General features: G+C 67.5%; 17 protein-coding genes. 7 read left to right on the forward strand and 10 right to left on the reverse strand.

Going from position 1 to position 22,491, the window contains the following annotated elements; translation table 11 throughout:
- Positions 1–25 precede the first annotated feature (25 nt).
- The 5 genes from AC1DKN_RS02805 to AC1DKN_RS02825 all read right to left on the reverse strand — a co-directional run bounded on the left by AC1DKN_RS02805 (position 26) and on the right by AC1DKN_RS02825 (position 7,596).
- Positions 26–2,794 (reverse strand): cation-translocating P-type ATPase, encoded by a 2,769-nt coding sequence (locus AC1DKN_RS02805; protein ID WP_476855622.1) that lies wholly within the window; start codon positions 2,792–2,794, stop codon positions 26–28.
- Positions 2,795–2,822: 28 nt separating this feature from the next.
- Positions 2,823–3,692, reverse strand: a complete 870-nt coding sequence (gene ppk2 / locus AC1DKN_RS02810; RefSeq protein ID WP_476870412.1) for a polyphosphate kinase 2 — start codon at positions 3,690–3,692, stop codon at positions 2,823–2,825.
- A 341-nt stretch (positions 3,693–4,033) separates the two neighbouring features.
- A complete protein-coding gene (locus AC1DKN_RS02815) occupies positions 4,034–4,714 on the reverse strand; it encodes a FadR/GntR family transcriptional regulator (protein WP_476870413.1) in 681 nt (226 codons plus the stop codon).
- Positions 4,711–5,994, reverse strand: a complete 1,284-nt coding sequence (locus AC1DKN_RS02820; RefSeq protein WP_476870414.1) for an MFS transporter — start codon at positions 5,992–5,994, stop codon at positions 4,711–4,713. Before AC1DKN_RS02820 ends, AC1DKN_RS02815 begins: the two co-directional genes overlap by 4 nt.
- A gap of 159 nt (positions 5,995–6,153) precedes the next feature.
- Positions 6,154–7,596, reverse strand: a complete 1,443-nt coding sequence (locus AC1DKN_RS02825) for a PucR family transcriptional regulator (RefSeq protein WP_079550035.1) — start codon at positions 7,594–7,596, stop codon at positions 6,154–6,156.
- A gap of 146 nt (positions 7,597–7,742) precedes the next feature.
- Here AC1DKN_RS02825 and AC1DKN_RS02830 point away from each other — a divergent pair, with 146 nt between their 5' ends.
- On the forward strand, positions 7,743–9,173 hold the full coding sequence (locus tag AC1DKN_RS02830; RefSeq protein ID WP_476870415.1) for a gamma-aminobutyraldehyde dehydrogenase: 1,431 nt from the start codon (positions 7,743–7,745) through the stop codon (positions 9,171–9,173).
- Between the two features lie 90 nt (positions 9,174–9,263).
- Positions 9,264–10,628: a 4-aminobutyrate--2-oxoglutarate transaminase gene (gene gabT, locus AC1DKN_RS02835; protein ID WP_476870416.1), complete on the forward strand. Its 1,365-nt coding sequence runs from the start codon at positions 9,264–9,266 to the stop codon at positions 10,626–10,628.
- A 232-nt stretch (positions 10,629–10,860) separates the two neighbouring features.
- On the opposite strand, the gene AC1DKN_RS02840 is transcribed toward gabT, so the two are convergent.
- Positions 10,861–11,637 carry an AMIN-like domain-containing (lipo)protein gene (locus AC1DKN_RS02840; protein WP_476870417.1) on the reverse strand — a complete coding sequence of 259 codons (777 nt, stop codon included), beginning with the start codon at positions 11,635–11,637 and terminating at the stop codon, positions 10,861–10,863.
- A 192-nt stretch (positions 11,638–11,829) separates the two neighbouring features.
- On the opposite strand from AC1DKN_RS02840, the gene AC1DKN_RS02845 reads away from it, so the two are divergent.
- Complete coding sequence (locus AC1DKN_RS02845; protein WP_223913727.1) at positions 11,830–12,702, forward strand: universal stress protein; 873 nt, start codon at positions 11,830–11,832, stop codon at positions 12,700–12,702.
- Here AC1DKN_RS02845 and AC1DKN_RS02850 read toward each other — a convergent pair.
- The 4 genes from AC1DKN_RS02850 to rarD all read right to left on the reverse strand — a co-directional run bounded on the left by AC1DKN_RS02850 (position 12,669) and on the right by rarD (position 16,540).
- A complete protein-coding gene (locus AC1DKN_RS02850; protein WP_476870418.1) occupies positions 12,669–13,499 on the reverse strand; it encodes a class I SAM-dependent methyltransferase in 831 nt (276 codons plus the stop codon). The genes AC1DKN_RS02845 and AC1DKN_RS02850 overlap by 34 nt on opposite strands.
- A gap of 50 nt (positions 13,500–13,549) precedes the next feature.
- A complete protein-coding gene (locus AC1DKN_RS02855; protein ID WP_223913729.1) occupies positions 13,550–15,082 on the reverse strand; it encodes a putative bifunctional diguanylate cyclase/phosphodiesterase in 1,533 nt (510 codons plus the stop codon).
- Positions 15,069–15,473, reverse strand: coding sequence for a DUF7793 family protein (locus tag AC1DKN_RS02860; RefSeq protein WP_223913730.1), 405 nt, complete (start codon positions 15,471–15,473; stop codon positions 15,069–15,071). Before AC1DKN_RS02860 ends, AC1DKN_RS02855 begins: the two co-directional genes overlap by 14 nt.
- A gap of 92 nt (positions 15,474–15,565) precedes the next feature.
- Positions 15,566–16,540, reverse strand: a complete 975-nt coding sequence (gene rarD / locus AC1DKN_RS02865) for an EamA family transporter RarD (protein ID WP_476870536.1) — start codon at positions 16,538–16,540, stop codon at positions 15,566–15,568.
- A gap of 166 nt (positions 16,541–16,706) precedes the next feature.
- Here rarD and AC1DKN_RS02870 point away from each other — a divergent pair, with 166 nt between their 5' ends.
- From AC1DKN_RS02870 to adhP, 4 genes are all read left to right on the forward strand, one after another.
- Positions 16,707–18,152 (forward strand): FAD-dependent oxidoreductase, encoded by a 1,446-nt coding sequence (locus tag AC1DKN_RS02870; protein ID WP_230007477.1) that lies wholly within the window; start codon positions 16,707–16,709, stop codon positions 18,150–18,152.
- Positions 18,153–18,267: 115 nt separating this feature from the next.
- Entirely contained in the window at positions 18,268–19,647 is a 1,380-nt protein-coding gene (locus tag AC1DKN_RS02875; RefSeq protein WP_476851253.1) for a GAF domain-containing protein, read from the forward strand.
- Between the two features lie 145 nt (positions 19,648–19,792).
- Entirely contained in the window at positions 19,793–21,316 is a 1,524-nt protein-coding gene (exaC, locus tag AC1DKN_RS02880; protein WP_230008636.1) for an acetaldehyde dehydrogenase ExaC, read from the forward strand.
- 163 nt (positions 21,317–21,479) lie between these two features.
- A complete protein-coding gene (adhP, locus tag AC1DKN_RS02885; RefSeq protein ID WP_476851259.1) occupies positions 21,480–22,490 on the forward strand; it encodes an alcohol dehydrogenase AdhP in 1,011 nt (336 codons plus the stop codon).
- Position 22,491 lies beyond the last annotated feature (1 nt).

Consider the following 22,491-nt stretch of genomic DNA (forward strand, 5'->3'; position numbering starts at 1 on the left):
TCGCACTCTCGCCGGAACAGCACTCTCACGCCGGAACGGGGGGAGCCGGGACTGCGGCCCGGCCCTTCGATTGCCGGGCCCGCAGGATGATCTTGAAGATTTCACCGAGGAACAGCAACACCACGCCCGGCACCAGGCAGAGCAGCCACTGCTGGCCGGAAAGCGGCAGCGTGCCGAACAGGTCCTGCATCACCTTCATCTGGGTGATCAGCATCGAGCCGAGGACGGCCCACGCGAACGCCCAGAGCAGCTTCGGGTTGGACACCGTGGCGGGCCCGAAGGCGCTCTCGGTCGGGTAACGCAGATTGAGCGCCACGAAGATGTTCATCAGCCCCAGCCCCACCACAGCCATGGTCTGGCCGACCTCCAGTGAACCGTAGGTGGTTTTGCCGATCTGCACGAGGATCAGCGTCGCGGCCGCCATGAAAAGCCCGACGACGAACAGGCGCACCATCATCGACCGGACGAGGATCGGCTGGTTGAAGGGCCGTGGTTTGCGGTCCATGATGCCCGGCGTCGCGAGATCCAGGCCCATCACCGCCCCAATCGGGGCGACGATCGCCATGTGGATCCACAGCACCTGGGCCGGGCTGAGCAGGGCCGTGCCGGCTATGGCGAAGGCCGAGGATCCGATGAACGCCAGAATGAACATGAACAGGTTGGCGACCTGGATCCGGATGAACTTCTGCAGGTTGTCGTACACGAGCCGGCCCTCTTCGACCGCCGCCACGATGGTGGCAAAGTTGTCGTCGGCCAGGATCATCTTGGCCGCACCCTTGGCGACGTCGGTGCCGGTGATGCCCATCGCGATCCCGATGTCGGCGGCCGCAATGGCCGGCGCGTCGTTCACGCCGTCGCCGGTCATGGCCACGATGTTGCCCTTGCGCTTGAGCACCTCGACCAGCCGTACCTTGTGTTCGGGGGCGACGCGGGCGATCACGCCGATCCCGTCCACCTGGCTGTCGGCCTCCGCGTCGCTCATCGCCGCGAACTCGGCCCCGGTCACCGCGCGGCCCCTGATGCCCAGTTCGTCGGCGATCGCCGCAGCGGTGACGGCGTGGTCGCCGGTGATCATCCGGACCCGGATGCCGGCGTGCTTTGCCTTGGCGATGGCGGCCACCGCCTCGGCGCGCGGCGGATCAACCTCGCCGATCAGCGCCGAAATCTCCAGATCCTGCATCAGCGCCATCAGGTCGCCCGAGGGCTGGAACGTCGCCGGGTCGAACTCGCGCTGCGCCAGGGCGAGCACCCGCCTGCCCTGGCTGGCGATGCGTTCGTTCTCGGCAAGAACCTTGCCCCGCATTTCGTCAGTGAGGCGCTCGGCATGGCCGCCCGGCATCCGGCCGAACGAGGACCTGCTCAGGAGGACGTCGGGTGCCCCCTTCACGTAGGCCCGGATCACGGGCCTGCCATCGGCCCCCGGCATCCGGTGGAACGTGGCCATGAACTTGTAGTCGGAATCGAACGGTACCGACGCCACGCGCGGGTTGTTCCGGCGGAATTCCCTGACGTCCACGCCGCCTTTCTGCGCGAGCACGTAGAGCGCCGCCTCGGTGGGGTCCCCGACCACCTCGCCGTCGTTGATATCGGAGTCGTTGCACAAGGCGCAGGAAAACATCACGTAGTCCAGGTCCCGTTCGGCGTCCCCGGTGGTCCGTTGGATCTGGCCGTCGAAACTGTAGCCCTCACCGCTGACGGTGTAGTGGTGCTGCACTGTGGTGATCTCGCGGACCGTCATCTGGTTCAGGGTCAGGGTGCCGGTCTTGTCCGAATTGATGGCCGAGGTGGAGCCCAGGGTCTCGACCGCAGGGAGGACCTTCATGATGGCGTTCTTCTTGGCCATATTGACCGACCCGACGGACAGGATGGTGGTGACGACGGCGGGCAGCGCGTCCGGGATGGAGCCGACTGCCAGCGCCACACCGATTCCGAAGAGCACCGCGAAGGACTCGCCGGAGGCCAGGCCCATCACGACGATGGCGATAAACGCGAAGAGGGCCGCGACAATGATAAAGATGGTGAGCCGGTCCACCTGCTTGGTGAGCGGGGTCTTCTCCACTTTCTGCCCGGACAGCATGTGGGCGATGTGGCCGACCTCCGAGCCCATGCCGGTGGTGGTGACGAGGATTTCGCCGTGGCCCCGCGTCACGTTCGTGTTCATGAACGCCATGTTCAGGCGGTCGCCGATGCCGACGTCGTGCCGGCCGATGGTCTCTGTGTCCTTCTCGACGGCGACGCTCTCCCCGGTCAGGGCGCCCTCCTCGATCTGGAGGGTTGCCGCCAGGATGATCCGGCCGTCGGCGGGGACGCGGTCACCGGCATCGACCACCACGATGTCGCCGGGGACGATCTGTTCGGCGGGGAGCTCCACAACGTCACCGTCGCGGCGCACCTTGGCCATAGCCTTCATCATCTGCCCCAGGGAGGCGGCGGCTTCTTCGGCCTTGCCCTCCTGGTGGTACCCCAGCCACGCGTTGAACAGCGTCAGCAAGGCAAGCCCAATGGCGGTTCCGTATTCCGCAATCAGCAAGCTGACCAGGGCGGCGACCACAAGGACGATCTGCATGTAGTCCTGATAGTGCTTGAAGAACCGCTTCCACACCGGCTCCTGCTTAGCGGCGGCGAGGGCGTTCGGGCCGTACTCCTGCAGACGCTGCTGCGCCTCTCCCGTGCTCAACCCGCCAGCCGGATCCACCTTCAGCTCGGCCGCCACTTCAGCCGGTGCCAGCGCGTACCAGCTCGCGTCTGCCTCCGCCGGGGCCACCCCAGCTACTGCTCCGGGATCGTCGCTCATGACTTCCTCCTCATCGCCGGGGCGCTGCTTAGAACGGGGTGGGGATGTGCCGCACGGCCAGTGCCGGCTCGGTGTAATCGCCGGCCTTCTGGCGCTTGGGGAGCTCGACGTCGAGCCCCGGGTACGGCTCGTAGGGCACCTGGCTGAGAATATGGCTGATGACGTTGAGCCGGCCGCGCTTCTTGATGTCATTGTGCGCGACGTACCAGGGCGCCCAGGCGGTGTCGGTCGCCTCGAACATGGCGTCCCGGGCCCGGGAATAGTCGTACCACCGTTTGTAGGACTTCAGGTCCATCGGAGAGAGTTTCCAGGTCTTGCGGGGGTCGTCCATGCGGCTCTCGAGCCGCCTGGTCTGCTCGTCAGCACTGACCTCGAGCCAGTACTTGAGCAGGATGATCCCGGAGTCGACCATCGCCTTCTCCACCATCGGGGTCATGTCGAGGAACCTCTGGGTCTGTTCCGGTGTGCAGAAACCCATCACCCGCTCGACGCCCGCACGGTTGTACCAGCTGCGATCGAAGATGACCACCTCGCCCGCCGCCGGGAAGTGAGACATGTAGCGCTGGAGGTACATCTGCGACTTCTCCCGCTCGGTCGGTGTGGGGAGCGCGACCACGCGGAACACCCGGGGGCTCACCCTTTCGACGATGCGCTTGATCGTGCCGCCCTTGCCGGCCGTGTCGCGGCCCTCGAAGACGATGCAGATTTTGGCTCCGGTGGACTTCACCCACTCCTGCATGGCGACCAGTTCACCCTGCAGGACCTCCATCTCCGCTTCGTACTTCTTGCGCGGCATCTTCTTCCCGGCGCGCCCGTCCTCTGCGTCGGAGCCCTTGGACTTTTTCTTCTTCTTGCCCACCATCGACCTCCTCGCGACGTACTTGCTGAGGTAAACCACAACACTGCGACACCGGCGAGATTGTCATCCAACGAGACCGGCACCCCGGCCCGGGACTGGGGCGCGGCTGCACTTGTCGCGGGCACCCTCGTGCGGCGTCCTGCCATTCTTAGTGTTGACCGCGGCTCGGGTCCGGTCTACGGCACTAAGACCCTAATGGGCTGCGGCGGAACCGGGTGTCTCGGCCGAGCCAGCCCCTGCTGCTGGGCGCAGGGGCCGGCCGTCCGGGCTCGGCGCTGACGCCGATGATGACGGAAACCCGCCTGGCCGCGAGGCCGGTGCGCGGGTGGCGGCCGCCACTGAGACAGAGCATCTTCCGCGCACCTTGGGAAAGCCTTGGGTTAATCCTGGAGCCATTCCGCGCAGGAATTCAGGTTCCGGGTGACGCTTTCGACGGCGGCCGCCTCGTCGCGGGCGGCAATCGCGGCCACGAGTTCGTCGTGGCCCTCGTGCGGCAGGCCGTTGAAGCCTCCCCGACGCTGCTGGCGGAGCAGGTCGTTGTGGAATACGCTGCCGAAACTGACATACAGCTCATGCAGCAGCGGGTTGGCGGACGCCTCCGCCACGCGCGCATGGAAGTCCCAGTCTGCCCGGGCCCACGCGGCGTAGTCCTCGGCGAGCCAGGCGGTACGGCGGGCGGTGAGCAAACCGCGCAGGGCGGTGAGGTCGTCGGCTGTCGCGTGGCGTGCAGCGAGCCTGGCCGCCTGGGTGTCCAGCCCGACCCGGACCTCGAGGATGTGCTCCTGGGAGTGGTCCTCATACATCCGCTGCGTGGCGCCTGCGATCTCGCTCGTGGCGCGGACATACGTGCCGTCCCCGCGGCGGACCTCGAGCATTCCGCTGTGGGCCAGCGCTTTGATGGCCTCACGCAGGGTGCCACGGGAGACCCCAAAGGCGGCCATCAGCTCAGGTTCGGCCGGAACGCGCTGCTGCAGCGGCCACTCGCCCGAGTGGATCAGGGCCCGCAGCTTGGCAGTGATTTCCTCCGCCAGCGGTGGCCGGTGCGAAGCTGTGAGTGTCATCGCCGGGTTCCTTCCGGGGCGGTGGCCCGCAGCTTTTTGGCTGCCAGTTCCTTGGCCCGCAGCTCCTTCGGTCCGGCCGAGAGCAGGTGGCCCACCGCGATCTGGCCGAGGGCCACGGCCAGCAGCAGGGCCAACGGCAACGTCCAGGAATTGGTGGCGCTGTGCAGCAGGCCCATGCCGAACGGGCCGAGCGTCGCCAGCAGATACCCGGCGGACTGGGCCACGGTGGACAGCGCGGTGGTCTCGGCCGTGCTGCGGCCGCTGCGGCTGATCATCACCATGACCAGCGGGAAAATGCCGAGTCCGAATCCCAGCAGCGCCGCGGTCAGGGGAGCCAAGTCGGCCGGCAGAACCAGCATGGCCAGGACGCCCAGTGCCATGGTCACGGTGGCAAGGTAGAACGCCGTCCGCAGCATCCGGGGGCGTGAGCCGATGGCTACCAGCACCATGCCGGCGGGGACGGAGACGAGCTGCATGAGTCCGAACATGAGCCCGCTGTCGGACGCGGTGAGGCCCATGGTGGCCAGCATGTAGGGGAACCAGCTGAGCACGGCGTAGGCCAGGAGCGCCTGCACCGTGAAGCCGAGGGTGATCAGGGCGCCCGTGCGGGTCCGCAGCAGGGGCCATGGCGAGACCCGGGCAGCCTTGATCGCGGACGCGTTGCGGTGGGCGTGCACCGCGATGGGGAGGAAGCCGAGGCACGCCCCCAGGGCCAGGAATCCGATCGCGCCGACGCCCGCCGACGGCGAGCCCAGGGCCTGGGCAACTGGAACGATCAGTACGGCGGTGGCAGTGGCGCCGGTGGTCATGGTCAGCGTGTAGACGGCGGTCATGAGGGACGTGCGGTCCGCGAAGTGCACGCGGATGAAAGAGGGCATGGCCACGTTGCAGATGGCCAGCCCGGACATCCCCGCCACGGTGCCGGCCAGGAGCATCCCGGTGGACGGGACGCCGCGGAGCAGCAGCCCGGCCGCCAGCATCACGAGGGAGAGCAGGATGGCTTTTTCCAGCCCCAGCTGCCGGGTGAGCCAGGACGTGGCAGCGCCGGCCACCGCGAAGCACAGCGTGGGGATCGAGGGGAGCAGCGCTGCGATCAGCGGGCCGTAGCCCAGGACAGCCTGCAGGTCGTGGAAAAGCGCGGCGGCGCCGGTGATGCCGGCACGCAGGTTGAGCCCGATGAGCACGAGCGCCACGACGCCGGCCACGATCACGCCCCGCGGGCGGACCGCGCCGGGTGGAGCTGTCTGGGAAAGTGCGGAAACCGCCGTGCTGCTAGCCATAGCTAAAGGTTAGACGTTTGATGTTTGAGTCTCAGCCTTTAGTGGCGAATATCTCTGCAAGTGACAGAAAGCAACGCGGGGTCACTTAGCGCCCATCCCGGGCCGCTCAATGGGCGCTAAGTGACCCCGCGTTGCCTGCGGGCCGGACTGGAAGCGCCGTCAGCGCGGATGCCGGGCGCTGAGCCGCTGCACCGCGAGCGCGAGCCAGAGCTGCACCCGGTCCGCTGTCTGCGCGGGGTCGTATCCGGTGAGTTCGGTGATCTGCGCCAGCCGGTAGCGGACCGTATTGCGGTGCAGCGTCAGTTCCTCGGCGACGGCCGCCACCGAGCCGTTGTTGCCGAGGTAGCTTTCCAGCGTGGCCATGAGTTCGGCGCCGTGCGCCGCGTCGAAGGCCCGCAGCGGGTTCAGTGATTCGTTGGCCATGTCCGCCAGCGGAACGTCCTCGCTCGCGAGCAGCAGCGAGGTCAGACTCAGCCGCTCGGGCTCGTTGACCGGCAGCCCGTGGCTGGCCGCGTCACGGGCCTCGAAATAGCTCCAGCGCAGGCCGTTGGGCTTGGTGTACGCCCCGCCTATGCCGATCGTGGCATGGATCCCGGCCTCGGCGAGGTGGTCGCTGAGGCTGCGGGCAAGGGCGCTCGCGCCGCTGCCGTCGTCGGCCACCACCACCACGAGGTCCTTCCCGACGACGGAGCCGACAGCCGCGGCCAGCGGCTGGGGCAGCGAAGAGCTGCCCAGCTGCTTCTGGTGGGCGGCCGATTCGGCGAGCAGGACCACGTTCTTGCGGGTGCTGTTGATGCCGACGCCGGCCAGGCGCCGGGTGGCTTCGGACGCCTCCAGCGTCCCGTGGATAACGTCGTCGAGGACCTGGCCCGCCAGCGCCCGCTGCGCCTGCCGTTGCTTGACCATGTTGTTGAGCTCAACGCTGATCAGGTTTTGGGCGTAGCCCACGATGCCCGTGTCCTCGAACGGCTGCTTCACCCACAGGGTGCAGGCGTCGCGGCGTCCCGTGGGGATGGGATAGGACGCCCAGCCCTCGGCCTTGGGCGCCGGGTGGCCCGCAACACTGTTGTACAGCTGGGCGGTGAACTGGGTCAGGACGATCTCGGTGCGCAGCATCGACCCCAGGTGTTTCAGGAGCTCGGCCAGGCCGCCGCCCGTCAGCAGGGCGCGGGCCAGGATCTGGTGCCCGGCGATGAGCCGCTCAAGCTTGACCAGGTGGTCCGCGGACTGGGCGTCGGCCACGAGCTTTCCGATCGCGATGAACGGTGTCTCGTAGGGCACTTCCACCACCGGCAGCCCCCACCGGTTGGCTTCGGCGATCAGGGCCGGCGGAACGGCGTCGTGCGTCAGGCCGACCCCGAACCCGATGCCCACCGCGCCTGCCCGCTGGACCTGACGCACGAACCGGCGCTGCTCCGCGGCACTTTTGAGCCGCATACCGGTCGTCAGGATCAGTTCGCCGCCATTGAGGAACCGCTGCGGATCCTCCTGTTCGGTGACGGCCACCCAAAGAATGTCCTGGTGCCAGGTGGTTTCGGCGAGTCCGGCCTTGGTGAGATTCAGGGACGGAACTCCCAGTAGGGCTGCGAGTGAAATGGCCATGGATTCAGGATAGCCGGGTGCTGGTCAAGCGCACTAAAGTTCTGCGGGGATGGTGTGCAGGTGCCTATTCCCTGCCTTGACCTGCTGGCATAGGCTCGTGACCAGTCACACATCCGTCATTGGCAGTAAGAAAGAGGTTGTACACCGTGGTTCAAACCTTGCAGAACTTCATCAACGGCGAGTTTGTCACCCCCGCCGGCACAGGATTGCTGCCCATCGTGAACCCCACCAACGGTGACGTGGTGGCGCAGGCGCCGATCTCGGTGCAGGCCGACGTCGACGCCGCCATGACGGCAGCCAAGAACGCGTTCAAGACCTGGAAGCACACCACGCCCGGGCAGCGGCAGCTCATGCTGCTCAAGCTGGCGGATGCCGTCGAGGCCAACAGCGACGAGCTCGTGGAGGCCCAGCACCGCAACACCGGCCAGGTCCGCTCCCTGATCGCCTCCGAGGAAGTGGCCGCGGGCGCCGACCAGCTGCGCTTCTTCGCAGGCGCCGCCCGCATCATGGAAGGCAAGTCCGCCGGCGAGTACTTCGAAGGCCACACCTCCTACGTGCGCCGCGAGCCGATCGGCGTCGTTGCGCAGGTAGCCCCCTGGAACTACCCGTTCCTCATGGCCATCTGGAAGATCGGGCCTGCCCTGGCCGCCGGCAACACCGTGGTCCTCAAGCCCTCGGACACCACCCCCGAGTCCACCCTGGTGCTGGCCCGGCTCGCCGGTGCGATCTTCCCGGCCGGCGTGCTGAACGTTGTTCTGGGCACCGGCGAAACCGGCGCCATGATGGTCGAGCACAAGGTCCCCGGCCTGGTCTCCATCACCGGTTCCGTCCGCGCCGGCATCGCCGTCGCCTCGGGTGCCGCCAAGGGACTCAAGCGCGCCCACCTGGAACTCGGCGGCAAGGCCCCGGCCATTGTGTTCGCCGACGCCGACATCAAGAAGAGCGCCGCGGCGATCGCCGAGTTCGCCTTCTTCAACGCCGGCCAGGACTGCACGGCCATTACGCGCGTCCTCGTCCAGGATTCGGTGCACGACGACGTCGTCGCCGCCATGGTGGAGCACACCAAGACCCTGCACACCGGCTCGCAGAACGACGAAGACAACTACTTCGGCCCGCTGAACAACGTCAACCACTTCAACGCGGTCACCTCCGTCGTCGAACACATGCCTGCCAACTGCAAGATCGAGACCGGCGGCCATCGCGCGGGCGAGAAGGGCTTCTTCTTCGAGCCCACCATCGTCACCGGCGCCAAGCAGAGCGATGACATCGTCCAGAAGGAAACGTTCGGCCCCGTCATCACGGTGCAGAAGTTCAGCACCGAGGACGAGGCCGTGGAACTGGCCAACGACGTCGACTACGCCCTGGCCTCGAGCGTCTGGACGACGAACCACGGAACCGCCATGCGCCTGAGCCGCGACCTCGACTTCGGCGCAGTCTGGATCAACACCCACATTCTCCTCACCGCCGAAATGCCGCACGGTGGCTTCAAGCAGTCCGGCTACGGCAAGGACCTGTCCATGTACGGCGTGGAGGACTACACCCGCATCAAGCACGTCATGAGTGCGCTCGACGCATAACGCGGATGCATAACGCCGTCGCATAACGCTGCTACCTCAACCTGACGCATAACTCGCGCGCCTCAACCGCACGCTTAGGAAGGCCTTCCCATGACCACCACCGCACATGACATCACCTACCGGCTCGAGCAGAAGCGCCGCGTCCAGGCCGACTTCCCGGGCCCCAAGTCCGTCGCCCTGACCGAACGCCGCAAGGCGGTCGTCGCCGCCGGCGTCGCGTCCAGCGTCCCGGTCTTCGTGGCCGACGCCGACGGCGGCATCATCCACGACGTCGACGGCAACTCCTTCATTGACCTCGGCTCCGGCATCGCCGTGACGAGCGTCGGCGCCTCGGACCCCGCCGTCGTCGGCGCCGTGAAGGAAGCCGTGGAGCACTTCACCCACACCTGCTTCATGGTCACGCCGTACGAGGGCTATGTCGCCGTTGCCGAGCAGCTGAACCGCCTCACCCCGGGCGACCACGAAAAGCGCACGGTGCTGTTCAACTCCGGCGCCGAGGCGGTCGAAAACGCCGTCAAGGTGGCCCGCCTGGCCACCGGCCGGGACGCCGTCGTCGCGTTCGACCACGCCTACCACGGCCGCACCAACCTGACCATGGCGCTGACCGCCAAGGCCATGCCGTACAAGACCAACTTCGGCCCGTTCGCGCCCGAGGTCTACCGCATGCCGATGAGCTACCCGTTCCGCGAGGAAAACCCGGAGATCACCGGTGCCGAGGCCGCCAAGCGCGCCATCACCATGATCGAGAAGCAGATTGGCGGCGAGCAGGTTGCCGCGATCATCATCGAACCCATCCAGGGCGAAGGCGGCTTCATTGTCCCCGCCGACGGGTTCCTGCCCGCGCTGGTGGACTGGGCCAAGGACAAAGGCATCGTGTTCATCGCCGATGAGGTCCAGTCCGGCTTCTGCCGCACCGGTGAATGGTTCGCCGTGAACCACGAAGGTGTTGTCCCGGACATCATCACCATGGCCAAGGGCATCGCCGGCGGCATGCCGCTCTCCGCCATCACAGGCCGCGCCGATCTCCTCGACGCCGTCCACCCGGGCGGCCTCGGCGGCACCTACGGCGGCAACCCGGTGGCGTGCGCAGCAGCGCTGGCGGCGATCGGCTCGATGGAGCAGTACGACCTCAACGGCCGCGCCAAGCACATTGAAGAGATCGCCCTCGGCAAGCTGCGCGAACTCGCCGCTGAGCTTGCTGACGGTTCGGTGATCGGTGACGTCCGCGGCCGCGGCGCCATGCTGGCCATTGAACTCGTCCAGGCCGGTTCCAAGGAGCCGAACCCGGAGCTGACCAAGGCCGTCGCCGCAGCCTGCCTCAAGGAGGGTGTCATCATCCTCACCTGCGGCACCTACGGCAACGTCATCCGGCTGCTGCCGCCGCTGGTCATCAGCGACGAGCTGCTGCTGGACGGCCTCGGGGTCCTGGCCGCGGCCATTAAGGCCAACGCCTAGCCCAAGGCCCAATGAGCTGCCGGGAAGGCGATCCTTTCCCGGCGAGCCGGCGCTACCCGAAAACGGGCGACACAGCGGAGGAGCCGCGGACACCTTGTCCGTGGCTCCTCCGCTGTTTCCGGCCTGGCTTTTTTCGGCCCTGCATCCGGTCCTTGGTTTTCCGGCCCTACATCCGGGCCCTGCATCCGGGCCCTGGCTTGTCCGGCCCTGCATCCGGGCCCTGCATCAGGTCCTACTTCCAGGCGGTCGCGTCCAGCTGGATCGCCACCACGTACAGGTGCTGGCCCTGCTCGATCTTCTCCACCTCAGTGACCCGCACCTTCGTTTCCGGAATCGTGCCCATCGGACGGCCGACGCCGATCCCGTAGCTCAGCACGCCCTCGAAGTCCCCGGCCGGCGCGTAGCTGGTGAGCGCCTGGTATCCGATTGCCGGCGGCGGCGCACTGGTCACGGTGCTGGCCGTGCCGTCCGCGGTGTGTGACTGGGCCCCGCGGAAGGTCACCTCGAGGAGGGTTCCCGTGCCGGGCATCGGGATGGGCAGGCCGCTGCCGTCGTCGACGAGTTCGGGGACCATTTCGACGTCGTAGCTGGGGAAGCCACCGGTGAACCGGAAGCTCAACTGGTCGTACGGCGGCGCGTCGGAGGGGTGCTGGCCCGCGCCGATGGCGGCCAGCGTCGGCAGCGGTGCCGCCGGCGGGGGCGCGATCGGCACAGGGTTCTTGTGGTCCGTGTGGAACGGGGTGGTTGGCCCCGGCACGGACCAGTCGTGGGTGACCGTGGAGGAGATCACCTTGTCGCCTGGTTGCGGCGGTGCCGTTTCGTCGGCATCCCCGGTTGCCGACGGCGACGGGCCGGCGGTCGGGCCGGCGGAGGCGGTCGGGGACTGCGACGGCGGCTGGCTGCCGGCGGAGGGCTGCGGGGCAGGCGGCGTGCAGGCAGTCAGGACCAGCAGGAGCGTCAGGGTTCCCAGTCCCGCGGCCCGCGTCCGTCCGTTGCGAATGGCGTCCATGGTGCGCTCCCCTCGACCATTCCAGCGTAGGTCCGGAAGATTGTGCTGGTCAGGGTAATAAGTCACCACCTTTTTGAGGTTCCGCTGGACTAGAGTCGTTCCTATCCACTGCAGGAACGCAGACCGGCCGACGTCGCCCGGAACCCCCGGGGCGCAGCTGGCATCTGCCCCAGACCCAAAAGGGGTTCATACATGCGATACGTAGTCGGCTATACACCCACCGAACGTGGTGCGGACGCCGTTGCCCTGGCCTCAGCCATGGCCCGCGCGCAGGGAGCGCATCTCGACTTGGTCTATGTGGTGGATCGGCACACGCCCTATGTGGCGATGAATCCGGAAGGAAACCAGGTCAGCGCCGCGGAGCAGCAGATCCGCTCAGCGGAACGCCAGGGAATGGAACTGGTCCCTGAGGGGCTGGAGGCGCACTTCCATGTCCGACAGGCAGAATCGTTCGCGGCCGGCCTCATTGAGGCCGCACTCGAGTACAGGGCAGGGTTGATCGTGGTGGGTGCCGCCAGCAGCGGCCTGTTCAAGCGCCATACCGTGGGCAACGTGGCCAACGCCCTGCTGCACGCTGCCCCGGTTCCGGTGGCACTGGCGCCGCGCGGCTACCGCCATACCGAAGCCATCACGCGTCTGACCCTCGCGGTGGGCCAGCGCGTCGGAGCGGAGGCGGCGATCGACGTCGCGATCGAATCCGCCGAGCGCCGCGGGGTGCCGCTTCGGCTGGTTTCCCTCGTGGAACTGGACGTCGAGGGGGACGGCGGGGAGAACGTCAACGCCGCCCACATCCACGCCAACACCGTCCTCGCTGCCGCCGCGCACCGCCTGCCGGAGGGCCACCACGTCAGCGTGGAGGTCGCCCACGGCCGCACGATCGAGGAAGCGATCGATGACCTGGAATGGGACGACGGCGAGGTCATGATCGTCGGGTCCTCCCGCCTGGCGGAGAAGCACAAACTGTTCATTGGCAGCACGGCTTTCAAGGTGCTGCGGGCGCTCCCCGTTCCCATGGTCGTGGTCCCGCGCGACTACCAGCGGGTGGATGCCTTCCCGGAGGTCTGAGGCCCCGGGGCCAGGACCGCCCAATACGCGGGAATGTTGCTGGGCGGTCCACCGGCCTCCATCGGCACCGTCTTCAGGACGGTGGGTCCCTCCGCGATGAGGGTCCAGCAGTCCGGGGGAAACACGCGGGAGCGTTGCCCGGCACCGAAGTGGCCCGGTTTCGGCAACGAGGCAATGGCCTGGCGGAGCGGTCCCGGGATCCGCTTGCCGGTGGCGCCGAGTTCCCTCAGGTAGCTCAGGGCGCCGCCCGGGACGTTCGTTTCGACGAGGTAGATCCTGCCCCGGGTGCCCAGGAGCGCTTCGATGGAGCCTGCGAGGCGTGCCTGCCGACGCCGGCTGAGGACATGGAGCACGCCGCGGACAAAGACGTTGGCGTCGCCGAGTTCGCGCGCCAGCGCAGCCGCCGCGGCCGGCTGCGTGGCATCCAGGCTCCGGAAACTGAGGCCCGCGACCTGCGGCTGCGCGGAATGCGCGGCTGCCACGGCCTGGGGTGAGACGTCGACGCCGAGGACCGAGGCGAAGATGGCGGTGAGTCGCCGTGTGATGGTGCCGTTCCCGCAGCCGAGATCGATCACCGGAAGGCTGGTGTCCATCGCGCCGGCCATCACCTGCAGGTGGTGCCGGATCTCTTCGTTCCCGGCGCCCGGGGCGGCGTCCCAGATGACCGGTTCCCGGAGGGACCCCTGGGACACGCCGCGCCAGAAGGCATCCCAGCGCCGGTCCGGGCGGCTGGGACGGTGCAGGGAGAGCGCGGCAACCCTGGCTGCGAGCCGGACAGTGTCTGCCACCCTGTGCACGCGTTTTCCTGTCTTGCGTGTTTCTGTTTTGCGTCTGCCCGCCGGAACGCTCACGCGACCGCGCCGTCTCTGTGCCCGAGCAGGTCCGTCATGTCCGCTACCGGGAGCGGGCGGCTGAAGAAATACCCCTGGCCGAATTCGCAGTTCAGCTGCCGCAGCCTGTTGGCTTGCTCCCTGTCCTCGATGCCTTCGGCGACGGCGCCCAGCCCGGCCGAATGGATCAGCTGCAGGATGGCGGCGACGAAGGTTTCCTGCTGCCGGTCCGTGGTCAGCCCGTCGAGCAGGGACTTATCGATCTTCGCCTGCGCGGCGGGGAGCGTGCGCAGGTAGCTGATGGAGGAATAGCCGGTGCCGAAGTCGTCGATCTCGATCCGGACGCCGAGGTCATTGAGTGACTGCATGGTGGCGGCCACCTCGGGGCCGCCGCGCATGATCGCGGTTTCGGTGATTTCGATCGAGATATGGCGGGGCTCGACGCCGTGCTGGGCCAGCAGGCCTTCGACGTAGGGTGCCAGATCGACGTGGTGCAGGTCCGCGGGGGAGAGGTTGATGTGCGTGCTGAAGTCCGCGGAAAGCCCCGGATCTGACTTCCAGCGGCCGGTTTGTGCGATGGCGTTCCGGAGCACCCAGTGGCCGATTTCCACGGTGAGCCCGGCCTCGTCGGCGGCGTCGAGGAAGGTATCCGGCCCCAGCAGGCCCAAGGCGGGGTGGCGCCAGCGGATCAGGGCCTCGGCCCCGGCGATCGCTCCGGTGCGCAGGTCCATGATGGGCTGGTACTCCAGCTCGAGCTGGTCCATCGCCAGTGCCGTCCGCAGCTCCGCCACCTGGTGGACCCGCTGCTTGGCGGCCTCGTGCATGGCCGCGGAAAACACCAGGAGGGTGTCCCTGCCGCGTTTCTTGGCCTCGTGCATGGCGATGTCGGCATCGCGGATGAGTTCCTCGCTTCGCAGGCCCGGTTCCCCCAGCCGGACACCGGTGCCGGCCGTCAGGGCGACCGCCACACCGCCGGCAACGATTCTGTCCTTCAGTGATTCGCCGAGCCGGGCAGCGGTCTGCAGCACGGACTCCGTGTCCTGGTCTGCGACGAGCACCGCGAATTCATCGCCGCTGAGGCGCGCGATCAAGTGGCCGGGTCCGGCCGCGGCGCTAAGCCGCAGGGCCGTCTCGCGCAGCACGGCGTCCCCGGCGGCGTGGCCGAGGCTGTCGTTGATGAGCCGGAAGGAATCAAGGTCCATCAGGATCAGGGCCGGCTGGCGTCCCGTGCCGGCCCCGGCAACGGCTTCGGCCACTTTTTCCTGCAGCAGCGAGCGGCTGGCCAGGCCGGTCAGCTCATCGGTGTTGATGACGCGCCGGAGTTCGGCTTTGGCCGCCTCGAGGAGCGCGGTCCGCTCGGCAACCCGGACTTCCAGGTCCTCGTACATGCTCTGGAGCTCTTCGGCCAGCAGGTTGATGCCGGTGGTGACTGCGTCTATCCCATCCCGGGCCGGTGAGACCGGCAGCCGGTTCGACAGATCGCCCGAGGACAGTACGACGATGCCGTCCACGAGGTCCTCGAGGCGGCGGTCATCATCACGCCCCGTCATGGCCCTGCGAGGTCAGCCAGCGGACCGCCTCTTCACCGTTGGTGAAAAAGCGTGTCGGAACCGGCGCGGAATTGACGCCGAGGAAGAAGTTGGCGAGGACCCGGTCCACGGCGGAGGAGCCGAGGAGCGCGATTGCCGAGGCGTCGCAGTGCTTGGCGAACACGGCCCGGGCGGCCCGGCTGACGGACTCCGTGGTGGCCATGTCGATCAGCAGCGGCGTGGGCCGGCCGCCGCACAACTCATTGACACGATCCATGGCCAGCTGGGCGTTGGGGGCATCAATCACGACGCCGCGGGCCCACTGAAGGCGCAAGATGCCGTTGCTGTCGAAGTCCAGGGACGAGATGTCGCGCCCGCCCTGAGTTTCACGATCCTCTTGTGGCACCAGCAATCCTCAATTTCGCCCCGACATGTCCCCTTCATGATGACACTAACGCACGGCGGCAGGGGTAAGCAGGCCGCCAACCCGCCGGGGCGGTAGTGCTAGGCGGCGGCGCGGGCCCGTTTCCGGGTCACGGAGTTCTTCCGGGCCGTGCGCAGCATGTCCACGGTCAGTACCAGCAGCGCCAGCCAGACGACGCCGAAACCGGCCCACCGGTCAGGTGTCATGGTTTCCTTGAACACGACGAGCGCCACGATGAACTGCAGGACGGGCGCGAAGTACTGCAGCAGCCCGATCGTGGTCATGGGCAGACGGCGGGCGGACGCGCCGAAGAACAGCAGGGGCACCGCGGTGATGACGCCCGACGCCACCAGCAGCCAGAAATGTCCCGCACCGTTTGCGGCCAGAGTTGCCGATCCGCTGACCGCGAGGACGATCATGGTGGCCGCAGCTACGGGCGCCAGGACGATCGTCTCCACAGTGAGGCTTGTGATCGCCTCCGCCCGCGGGCCCACGCGCTTCTTGACGAATCCGTAGAGGCCAAAGCTCAGCGCGAGTGTCAGTGCTATCCAGGGGAGCTTGCCGTAGGAGACCGTCAGCACCCCGACGGCCACGAAGCCGATGCCGACGGCGGCCCACTGCAGCGGCCGCAGCTTCTCCTTCAGGACGAAAACCCCCAGCAATACGGAGACCAGCGGGTTGATGAAGTAGCCCAGGGAGGCCTCGACGGCCTGGCCGGTCGTCACGCCGTAGGTGTACGTCAGCCAGTTCACCGCGATCAGGGCAGCGGCGATGGACAGCGGCCCAATCACGGTGCGGTCCCGGAAAGCAGCAGCCAGCACCCGCCAGGACCGTGTGACGGTGATGAGCAGGACGCAGAACAGGAGGGACCAGACCACCCGGTTGGCGACGATTTCGACCGCGCCGGCCGGATGCAGGACGTAGAAGTACAGTGGCAGCAGCCCCCAGAGCCCGTAGGCGCCGATACCGAACAGGATTCCCGCCGTCGTGTCCTTGTCCACCGGTGCCGGTCCGCCCGGCGCCGGCCCAGCGGCCGGGCCGGCCGGCGCTGTCAATGGGGCGGGGGACAAGGATCCTTCGGGCTTAGACACAAGACCAATAACACCACCTGCGCGGCGCCTATTCCTGCCAATCGGAGCGCGAGCGGGCCGGTCACATTTAGAATGGGGGCCTGTGCGCTGTATCTACTGGCGCTGTCCCTAAGACTCAGAAGGGCTCCCGGTGTCCAACTCGGCCGAATCCACATCCTCTCGTCCCCTCCGTGTCGCGATTGTTGGCGCCGGCCCGGCCGGTGTCTACGCCGCGGACATCCTGACGAAGTCCAATGAGGTCAAGGACGGCGACTTCCAGGTCAGCATCGACCTCTTCGAGGCGTATCCGGCGCCCTACGGCCTCATCCGCTACGGAGTGGCCCCCGACCATCCGCGGATCAAGGGCATTGTCAACGCGCTCCACAAGGTCCTGGACCGCGGCGACATCCGGTTCCTCGGCAACGTCACCTATGGCCGGGACCTGACGCTGCATGACTTCCGCGCGTTCTACGACGCCGTCATCTTCTCCACCGGCGCCATCAAGGACGCGGACCTGGATATTCCCGGGATCGGCCTGGAGGGATCCTTCGGCGGGGCCGACTTCGTCTCCTGGTACGACGGCCACCCGGACGTGCCGCGGGACTGGCCGCTGGAGGCCAAGGAGATTGCGGTGATCGGCAACGGGAATGTGGCCCTCGACGTGGCCCGCATGCTGGTCAAGCACGCCGATGAACTCCTGGTCACCGAAATCCCGGACAACGTCTACCGGGCGCTCAAGGATTCGCCGGTCACCGACGTCCACGTGTTTGGCCGCCGCGGCCCGGCCCAGGTGAAGTTCACGCCGCTGGAGCTGCGCGAACTCAGTCACGCCAAGGACGTGGACATCGTCCTGTATCCAGAGGACTTCGAATTCGACGAGGCTTCGGACGAGGCCATTCGCAGCAACAACCAGATCCGGACCATGGTCAACACCCTCACGAACTGGCTCGTCGAGGAGCACGCCGAGGCCGAGGAACCGTCCTCGCGCCGGCTGCACCTGCACTTCCTGCACAGCCCCGTCGAAATCTATGGAACAACAGACGACGCCGCGAACCCCGGCAAGGTCGCCGGCATCAAGTTCGAACGCATGCAGCTGGACGGCACCGGGAACGTCAAGGGCACCGGTGAGTTCCTCGACTACCCGGTCCAGGCCGTCTACCGCGCGATCGGCTACCACGGTTCGCCGCTGGATGAGCTGGAATACGATGCCCGCCGCGGCGTCGTCCCGAACGAAGGCGGCCGCGTGCTCGACGCCGAGGGCAACCCCGTGCCCGGAATCTACGCCACGGGCTGGATCAAGCGCGGCCCCGTCGGGCTGATCGGCCACACCAAGGGCGACGCGCTGGAGACCATCGGCTTCCTGCTGGAGGACCGGCTGACGCTGCCGCCGGCGCAGAACCCGGACCCGCAGGCCATCATCGACCTGCTCCAGGAGCGCGGCATCGAGTACACCACGTGGGAAGGGTGGATCAAGCTCGATGCCCACGAGCTCGCCCTCGGCGCCGAGTGGTCCGCGGCGGAGTCCGCCAACGGCATCGAACGGGAGCGCATCAAGGTGGTGCCGCGCGAGGACATGATCGAGATTTCCCGCGGCTAGGCTGTGACAGCCTGAGGCGGCAGGCCGGTGCGTTTCCAAACGCCCCGCGCGGAACTAGACTGGGCCGGACGAGGCGGCCTTCGGCACGCCGTCGAGCCCGTCCGGTGGGAGTTCAATGAGGAAACTGGTCCATCCCGCAGCACTGTTGCCGCCGGCAGGCGGAGTCACCGCAGCGCTGCGCCAGCAATATGCCAGCGCGGGCCATGAGCAGCTGGATTCCCGTGGAATGGCGTTCTCCGAGGGCCTGCAGTTGCCCGGGATCAGCACCCTGATTCAGGAATCGTGGCAGCGCTCCGTCCGGCTGCAGGCCAACCCGGACAACCCCGAGGCGCCGCTGGCCATGGACCGCGAGGAACTCGAAGAATACCGCCGCCAGCACCCCCTGGCCGCCATCATGCCCGTGATCCACAAGCTCCTGGTCCTGCCCAGCCACGACAGCGGAATGCTGGTAGCCGTGGGTGACGAGGTCGGCAGGCTCCTCTGGGTGGAAGGGGACGCCGCCCTGCAGCGCCGGGCCGAGGGCATGATGTTCGTCCCGGGCGCCGACTGGTCCGAGGCGACGGTCGGCACCAGCGCCCCCGGCACCGCGCTGGCCCTGGGCCGGGGAATCCAGATCTCCGGCGCCGAGCACTACAAGCGCTCCGTGCATCCGTGGAGCTGTACGGCGGTGCCGTTCCACGATCCGGATTCCGGCGCCCTGCTGGGGGTCGTGGACATCACCGGCACGGAGTCGGCCGTGGCCCCGCATACGTTGTCGCTGGTAGAGGCGACGGTCGCCGCGGCCCAGGCGCATCTGCGGGTCGAGCGGCTGCAGCTGGCCGCCGCCGGCCAGTCCTCGCCGTCCAGGCGGCGGAACTCGACGCCGAAAACGGCCGGGGGACCGGGCGCCAGCAGCCTCTACCGCAACAGCCTCCAGTTGCTCGGCCGCGACCAGGCCCTGCTCAGCATTGACGGCCGCACCGTGGCCATGTCCGCCCGGCACAGCGAGATCCTGGCCCTGCTCAGCACCCACCCGGCGGGGCTGAATGCCGAGGAGCTTTGCGCCCTCCTGTACCCCGGGGACGCCTCCACCATGACGCTGCGCGCCGAGATGGTGCGGCTGCGCAAGGTACTTCAGCAGCTCAACCCCGATGCCGTCCCGCAATCACGTCCCTACCGGCTGCCGCTGGACCTGGTACCCGACGCCGGACAGGTGCTGGACTGCCTGCAGCGCGGCGCCCACCGGATAGCGCTGGAAATCTACCGCGGCGCCGTGCTGCCCCGCTCCGAGGCCCCCGGCATCGTGGAGCTGCGGGCCAGGGTCTCCGCGCTGATGCGCGAGGCACTGTTGACGGACGGCAGCGCGGAATCGCTCCTGAAATACGCCGCGCTGCCCGAAGCAAAGGACGACGTCGACGTCCGCATCGCCGCGCTGAAGCTGCTGGCGCCGCGCTCGCCCAAGCGCGCCGCCGTCGTCGCCGATCTGGAACGGCTGGACCGCGAGCTAAGCGCCTGACCGTCGCGGACCGCCGGAATGCCCCGCCAGTGACCTGGCTCACTCCGGTTGCAACCTGACTGCAACCTTCACGCGCCTACGCTGGGTGCAACGGGGGCCGGAAGCGCCTTGCAGCCCCCCATCTTGCACAGCAAAGGAGCTAGCAATGACTGTTTACGCCCAGCCCGGAACCGAGGGCTCGAAGGTCACCTTCAAGGACCGCTACGAAAACTGGATCGGCGGCGAGTGGGTTGCGCCGGTCAAGGGACAGTACTTCGAGAACATCACCCCGGTGACCGGCAAGGCTTTCTGCGAGGTGGCCCGCGGCACCGCCGAGGACATCGAACTGGCGCTGGATGCCGCCCACAAGATTGCACCGTCCTGGGGCAAGACCTCCGTGGCCGAGCGTGCCGCGATCCTGAACAAGATTGCCGACCGGATCGATGAGAACACCGAGATGCTCGCCGTCGCCGAGTCCTGGGACAACGGCAAGCCGATCCGCGAGACCCTCAACGCCGACATTCCGCTCGCCGCCGACCATTTCCGCTACTTCGCCTCCGCCGTCCGCGCCCAGGAGGGCCGGCTGTCCCAGCTCGACGACGACACCACCGCTTACCACTACCACGAGCCGCTCGGCGTCGTCGGCCAGATCATCCCCTGGAACTTCCCGATCCTCATGGCCGTCTGGAAGCTCGCCCCGGCCCTCGCCGCCGGCAACGCCGTCGTCCTGAAGCCGGCCGAGCAGACGCCGTCTTCGATCCTGGTGCTGATGGAACTCATCGGCGACCTGCTGCCGGCCGGTGTCCTCAATGTGGTCAACGGCTTCGGCGTCGAGGCCGGCAAGCCACTGGCCTCCAGCCCCCGCATCCGCAAGATCGCCTTCACCGGCGAAACCTCCACGGGCCGCCTGATCAGCCAGTACGCCAGCCAGAACCTGATTCCGGTCACGCTGGAGCTTGGCGGCAAGAGCCCGAACATCTTCTTCAACGACGTCGCGGACACCAATGACGCGTTCTACGACAAGGCCCAGGAGGGCTTCACGCTCTTCGCCTTCAACCAGGGTGAAGTCTGCACCTGCCCGTCGCGCGCCCTGATCCAGGAAGACATCTACGAATCCTTCATGGCCGACGCCGTGGCCCGGGTGGAGAAAATCATCCAGGGCAACCCGCTGGACACCGAAACCCAGCTCGGTGCCCAGGCCTCCAACGACCAGCTGGAAAAGATCCTCTCCTACATTGACATCGGAAAGCAGGAGGGCGCCAAGGTGCTCACCGGCGGTGCCCGGGCCGAAATGCCCGGAGACCTGGCCGGCGGCTACTACGTCCAGCCCACCATTTTCGAGGGCCACAACAAGATGCGGATCTTCCAGGAGGAAATCTTCGGCCCGGTTGTCTCCGTGACCCGCTTCAGCGACTACAACGACGCCATGGGCATCGCCAACGACACCCTGTACGGCCTGGGCGCCGGCGTCTGGTCCCGCAATGGCAACGTCGCCTACCGCGCCGGCCGCGAGATCCAGGCCGGCCGCGTGTGGGTCAACAACTACCACGCCTACCCGGCAGGGGCCGCGTTCGGCGGGTACAAGTCTTCCGGCATCGGCCGCGAGAACCACTCGATGATGCTGGACCACTACCAGCAGACCAAGAACCTCCTGGTCAGCTACAACGAGAACAAGCTCGGCTTCTTCTAAGCCGCACTGACCCGGGCGGGGCGGATCGCGCATGATCCGCCCCGCCCGCACCACTTGTGCACCTACACGGAGGGACGCCGGCTCACTGCACACGCCCTTTAGCCACACCCAAGTTTGATGACGCAAGGATTTCGCCATGACGACGACAATGACGACGACGACAATGCAAGCCGCGGTAGTTACCGAATTCGGCAGGGACCTCCAGATCCAGACCCTCCCCGTTCCCGTGCCGGGCCGCGGTGAGGCACTGGTCAAGGTGCTGACCACCGGGGTCTGCCACACCGACCTGCACGCCGCGGAGGGAGACTGGCCGGTCAAGCCGTCCCCGCCGTTCATTCCCGGCCACGAAGGCGTCGGCGAGGTCGTCGCCCTCGGCGAGGGCGTCACGGACCTTGCCATCGGCGATTTGGTCGGCAATGCGTGGCTCTGGTCCGCCTGCGGCGACTGCCAGTACTGCCGCACGGGCTGGGAGACCCTGTGCGAGGCCCAGCAGAACGCCGGCTACAGCGTGGACGGTTCCTTTGGCGAGTACATGCTGGTCGACAGCCGCTTCGCGGCCAGGATCCCGGCCGGCTCGGACCCCGTCGAGGTGGCTCCGGTGCTTTGCGCCGGCGTGACCGTCTACAAGGGCCTGAAGATGACCGAAGCCCGGCCCGGCCAGTGGGTCACCATCTCCGGCATCGGCGGCCTCGGCCACATCGCCGTCCAGTACGCCGTAGCGATGGGCCTGCGGGTCGCGGCTGTGGACATCGCCGATGACAAGCTGGCCCTGGCCAAGAAGCACGGCGCCGAGCTGACGGTCAATGCCCTGCACGAGGATCCGGCCGAAGTCATCCAGCGCGAAACCGGAGGTTGCCATGGAGTCCTGGTCACGGCAGTGCACCCGTCAGCATTCGGGCAGGCCATCGGGATGGCGCGGCGCGGCGGAACGATCGTGTTCAACGGGCTGCCGCCGGGGGACTTCCCGGCGCCGATCTTCGAGATTGTGCTCAAGGGCCTGACGGTCCGCGGCTCCATCGTGGGCACCCGGCAGGACCTGGAGGAGGCGCTCGAGTTCTACGCCCAGGGCAAGATCCACCCCACGGTCTCCACGAGGGAACTCTCCGAGGTCAATGCCGTTCTTGACGAGATGAAGCACGCCAAGATCGACGGCCGAGTGGTCATCAAGTACTGAT

Source organism: Arthrobacter sp. 01N444, assembly GCF_056399305.1.

Bases quoted from the DNA above. Each gene is read 5' to 3' on its own strand.
- AC1DKN_RS02815 (WP_476870413.1), bottom strand. From the start codon at position 4,714: ATGACACTCACAGCTTCGCACCGGCCACCGCTGGCGGAGGAAATCACT.
- AC1DKN_RS02840 (WP_476870417.1), bottom strand. From the start codon at position 11,637: ATGGACGCCATTCGCAACGGACGGACGCGGGCCGCGGGACTGGGAACC.
- exaC (WP_230008636.1), top strand. From the start codon at position 19,793: ATGACTGTTTACGCCCAGCCCGGAACCGAGGGCTCGAAGGTCACCTTC.
- AC1DKN_RS02845 (WP_223913727.1), top strand. From the start codon at position 11,830: ATGCGATACGTAGTCGGCTATACACCCACCGAACGTGGTGCGGACGCC.
- AC1DKN_RS02855 (WP_223913729.1), bottom strand. From the start codon at position 15,082: ATGACGGGGCGTGATGATGACCGCCGCCTCGAGGACCTCGTGGACGGC.
- AC1DKN_RS02825 (WP_079550035.1), bottom strand. From the start codon at position 7,596: ATGGCCATTTCACTCGCAGCCCTACTGGGAGTTCCGTCCCTGAATCTC.
- gabT (WP_476870416.1), top strand. From the start codon at position 9,264: ATGACCACCACCGCACATGACATCACCTACCGGCTCGAGCAGAAGCGC.
- AC1DKN_RS02820 (WP_476870414.1), bottom strand. From the start codon at position 5,994: ATGGCTAGCAGCACGGCGGTTTCCGCACTTTCCCAGACAGCTCCACCC.
- adhP (WP_476851259.1), top strand. From the start codon at position 21,480: ATGCAAGCCGCGGTAGTTACCGAATTCGGCAGGGACCTCCAGATCCAG.
- AC1DKN_RS02875 (WP_476851253.1), top strand. From the start codon at position 18,268: ATGAGGAAACTGGTCCATCCCGCAGCACTGTTGCCGCCGGCAGGCGGA.
- AC1DKN_RS02805 (WP_476855622.1), bottom strand. From the start codon at position 2,794: ATGAGCGACGATCCCGGAGCAGTAGCTGGGGTGGCCCCGGCGGAGGCA.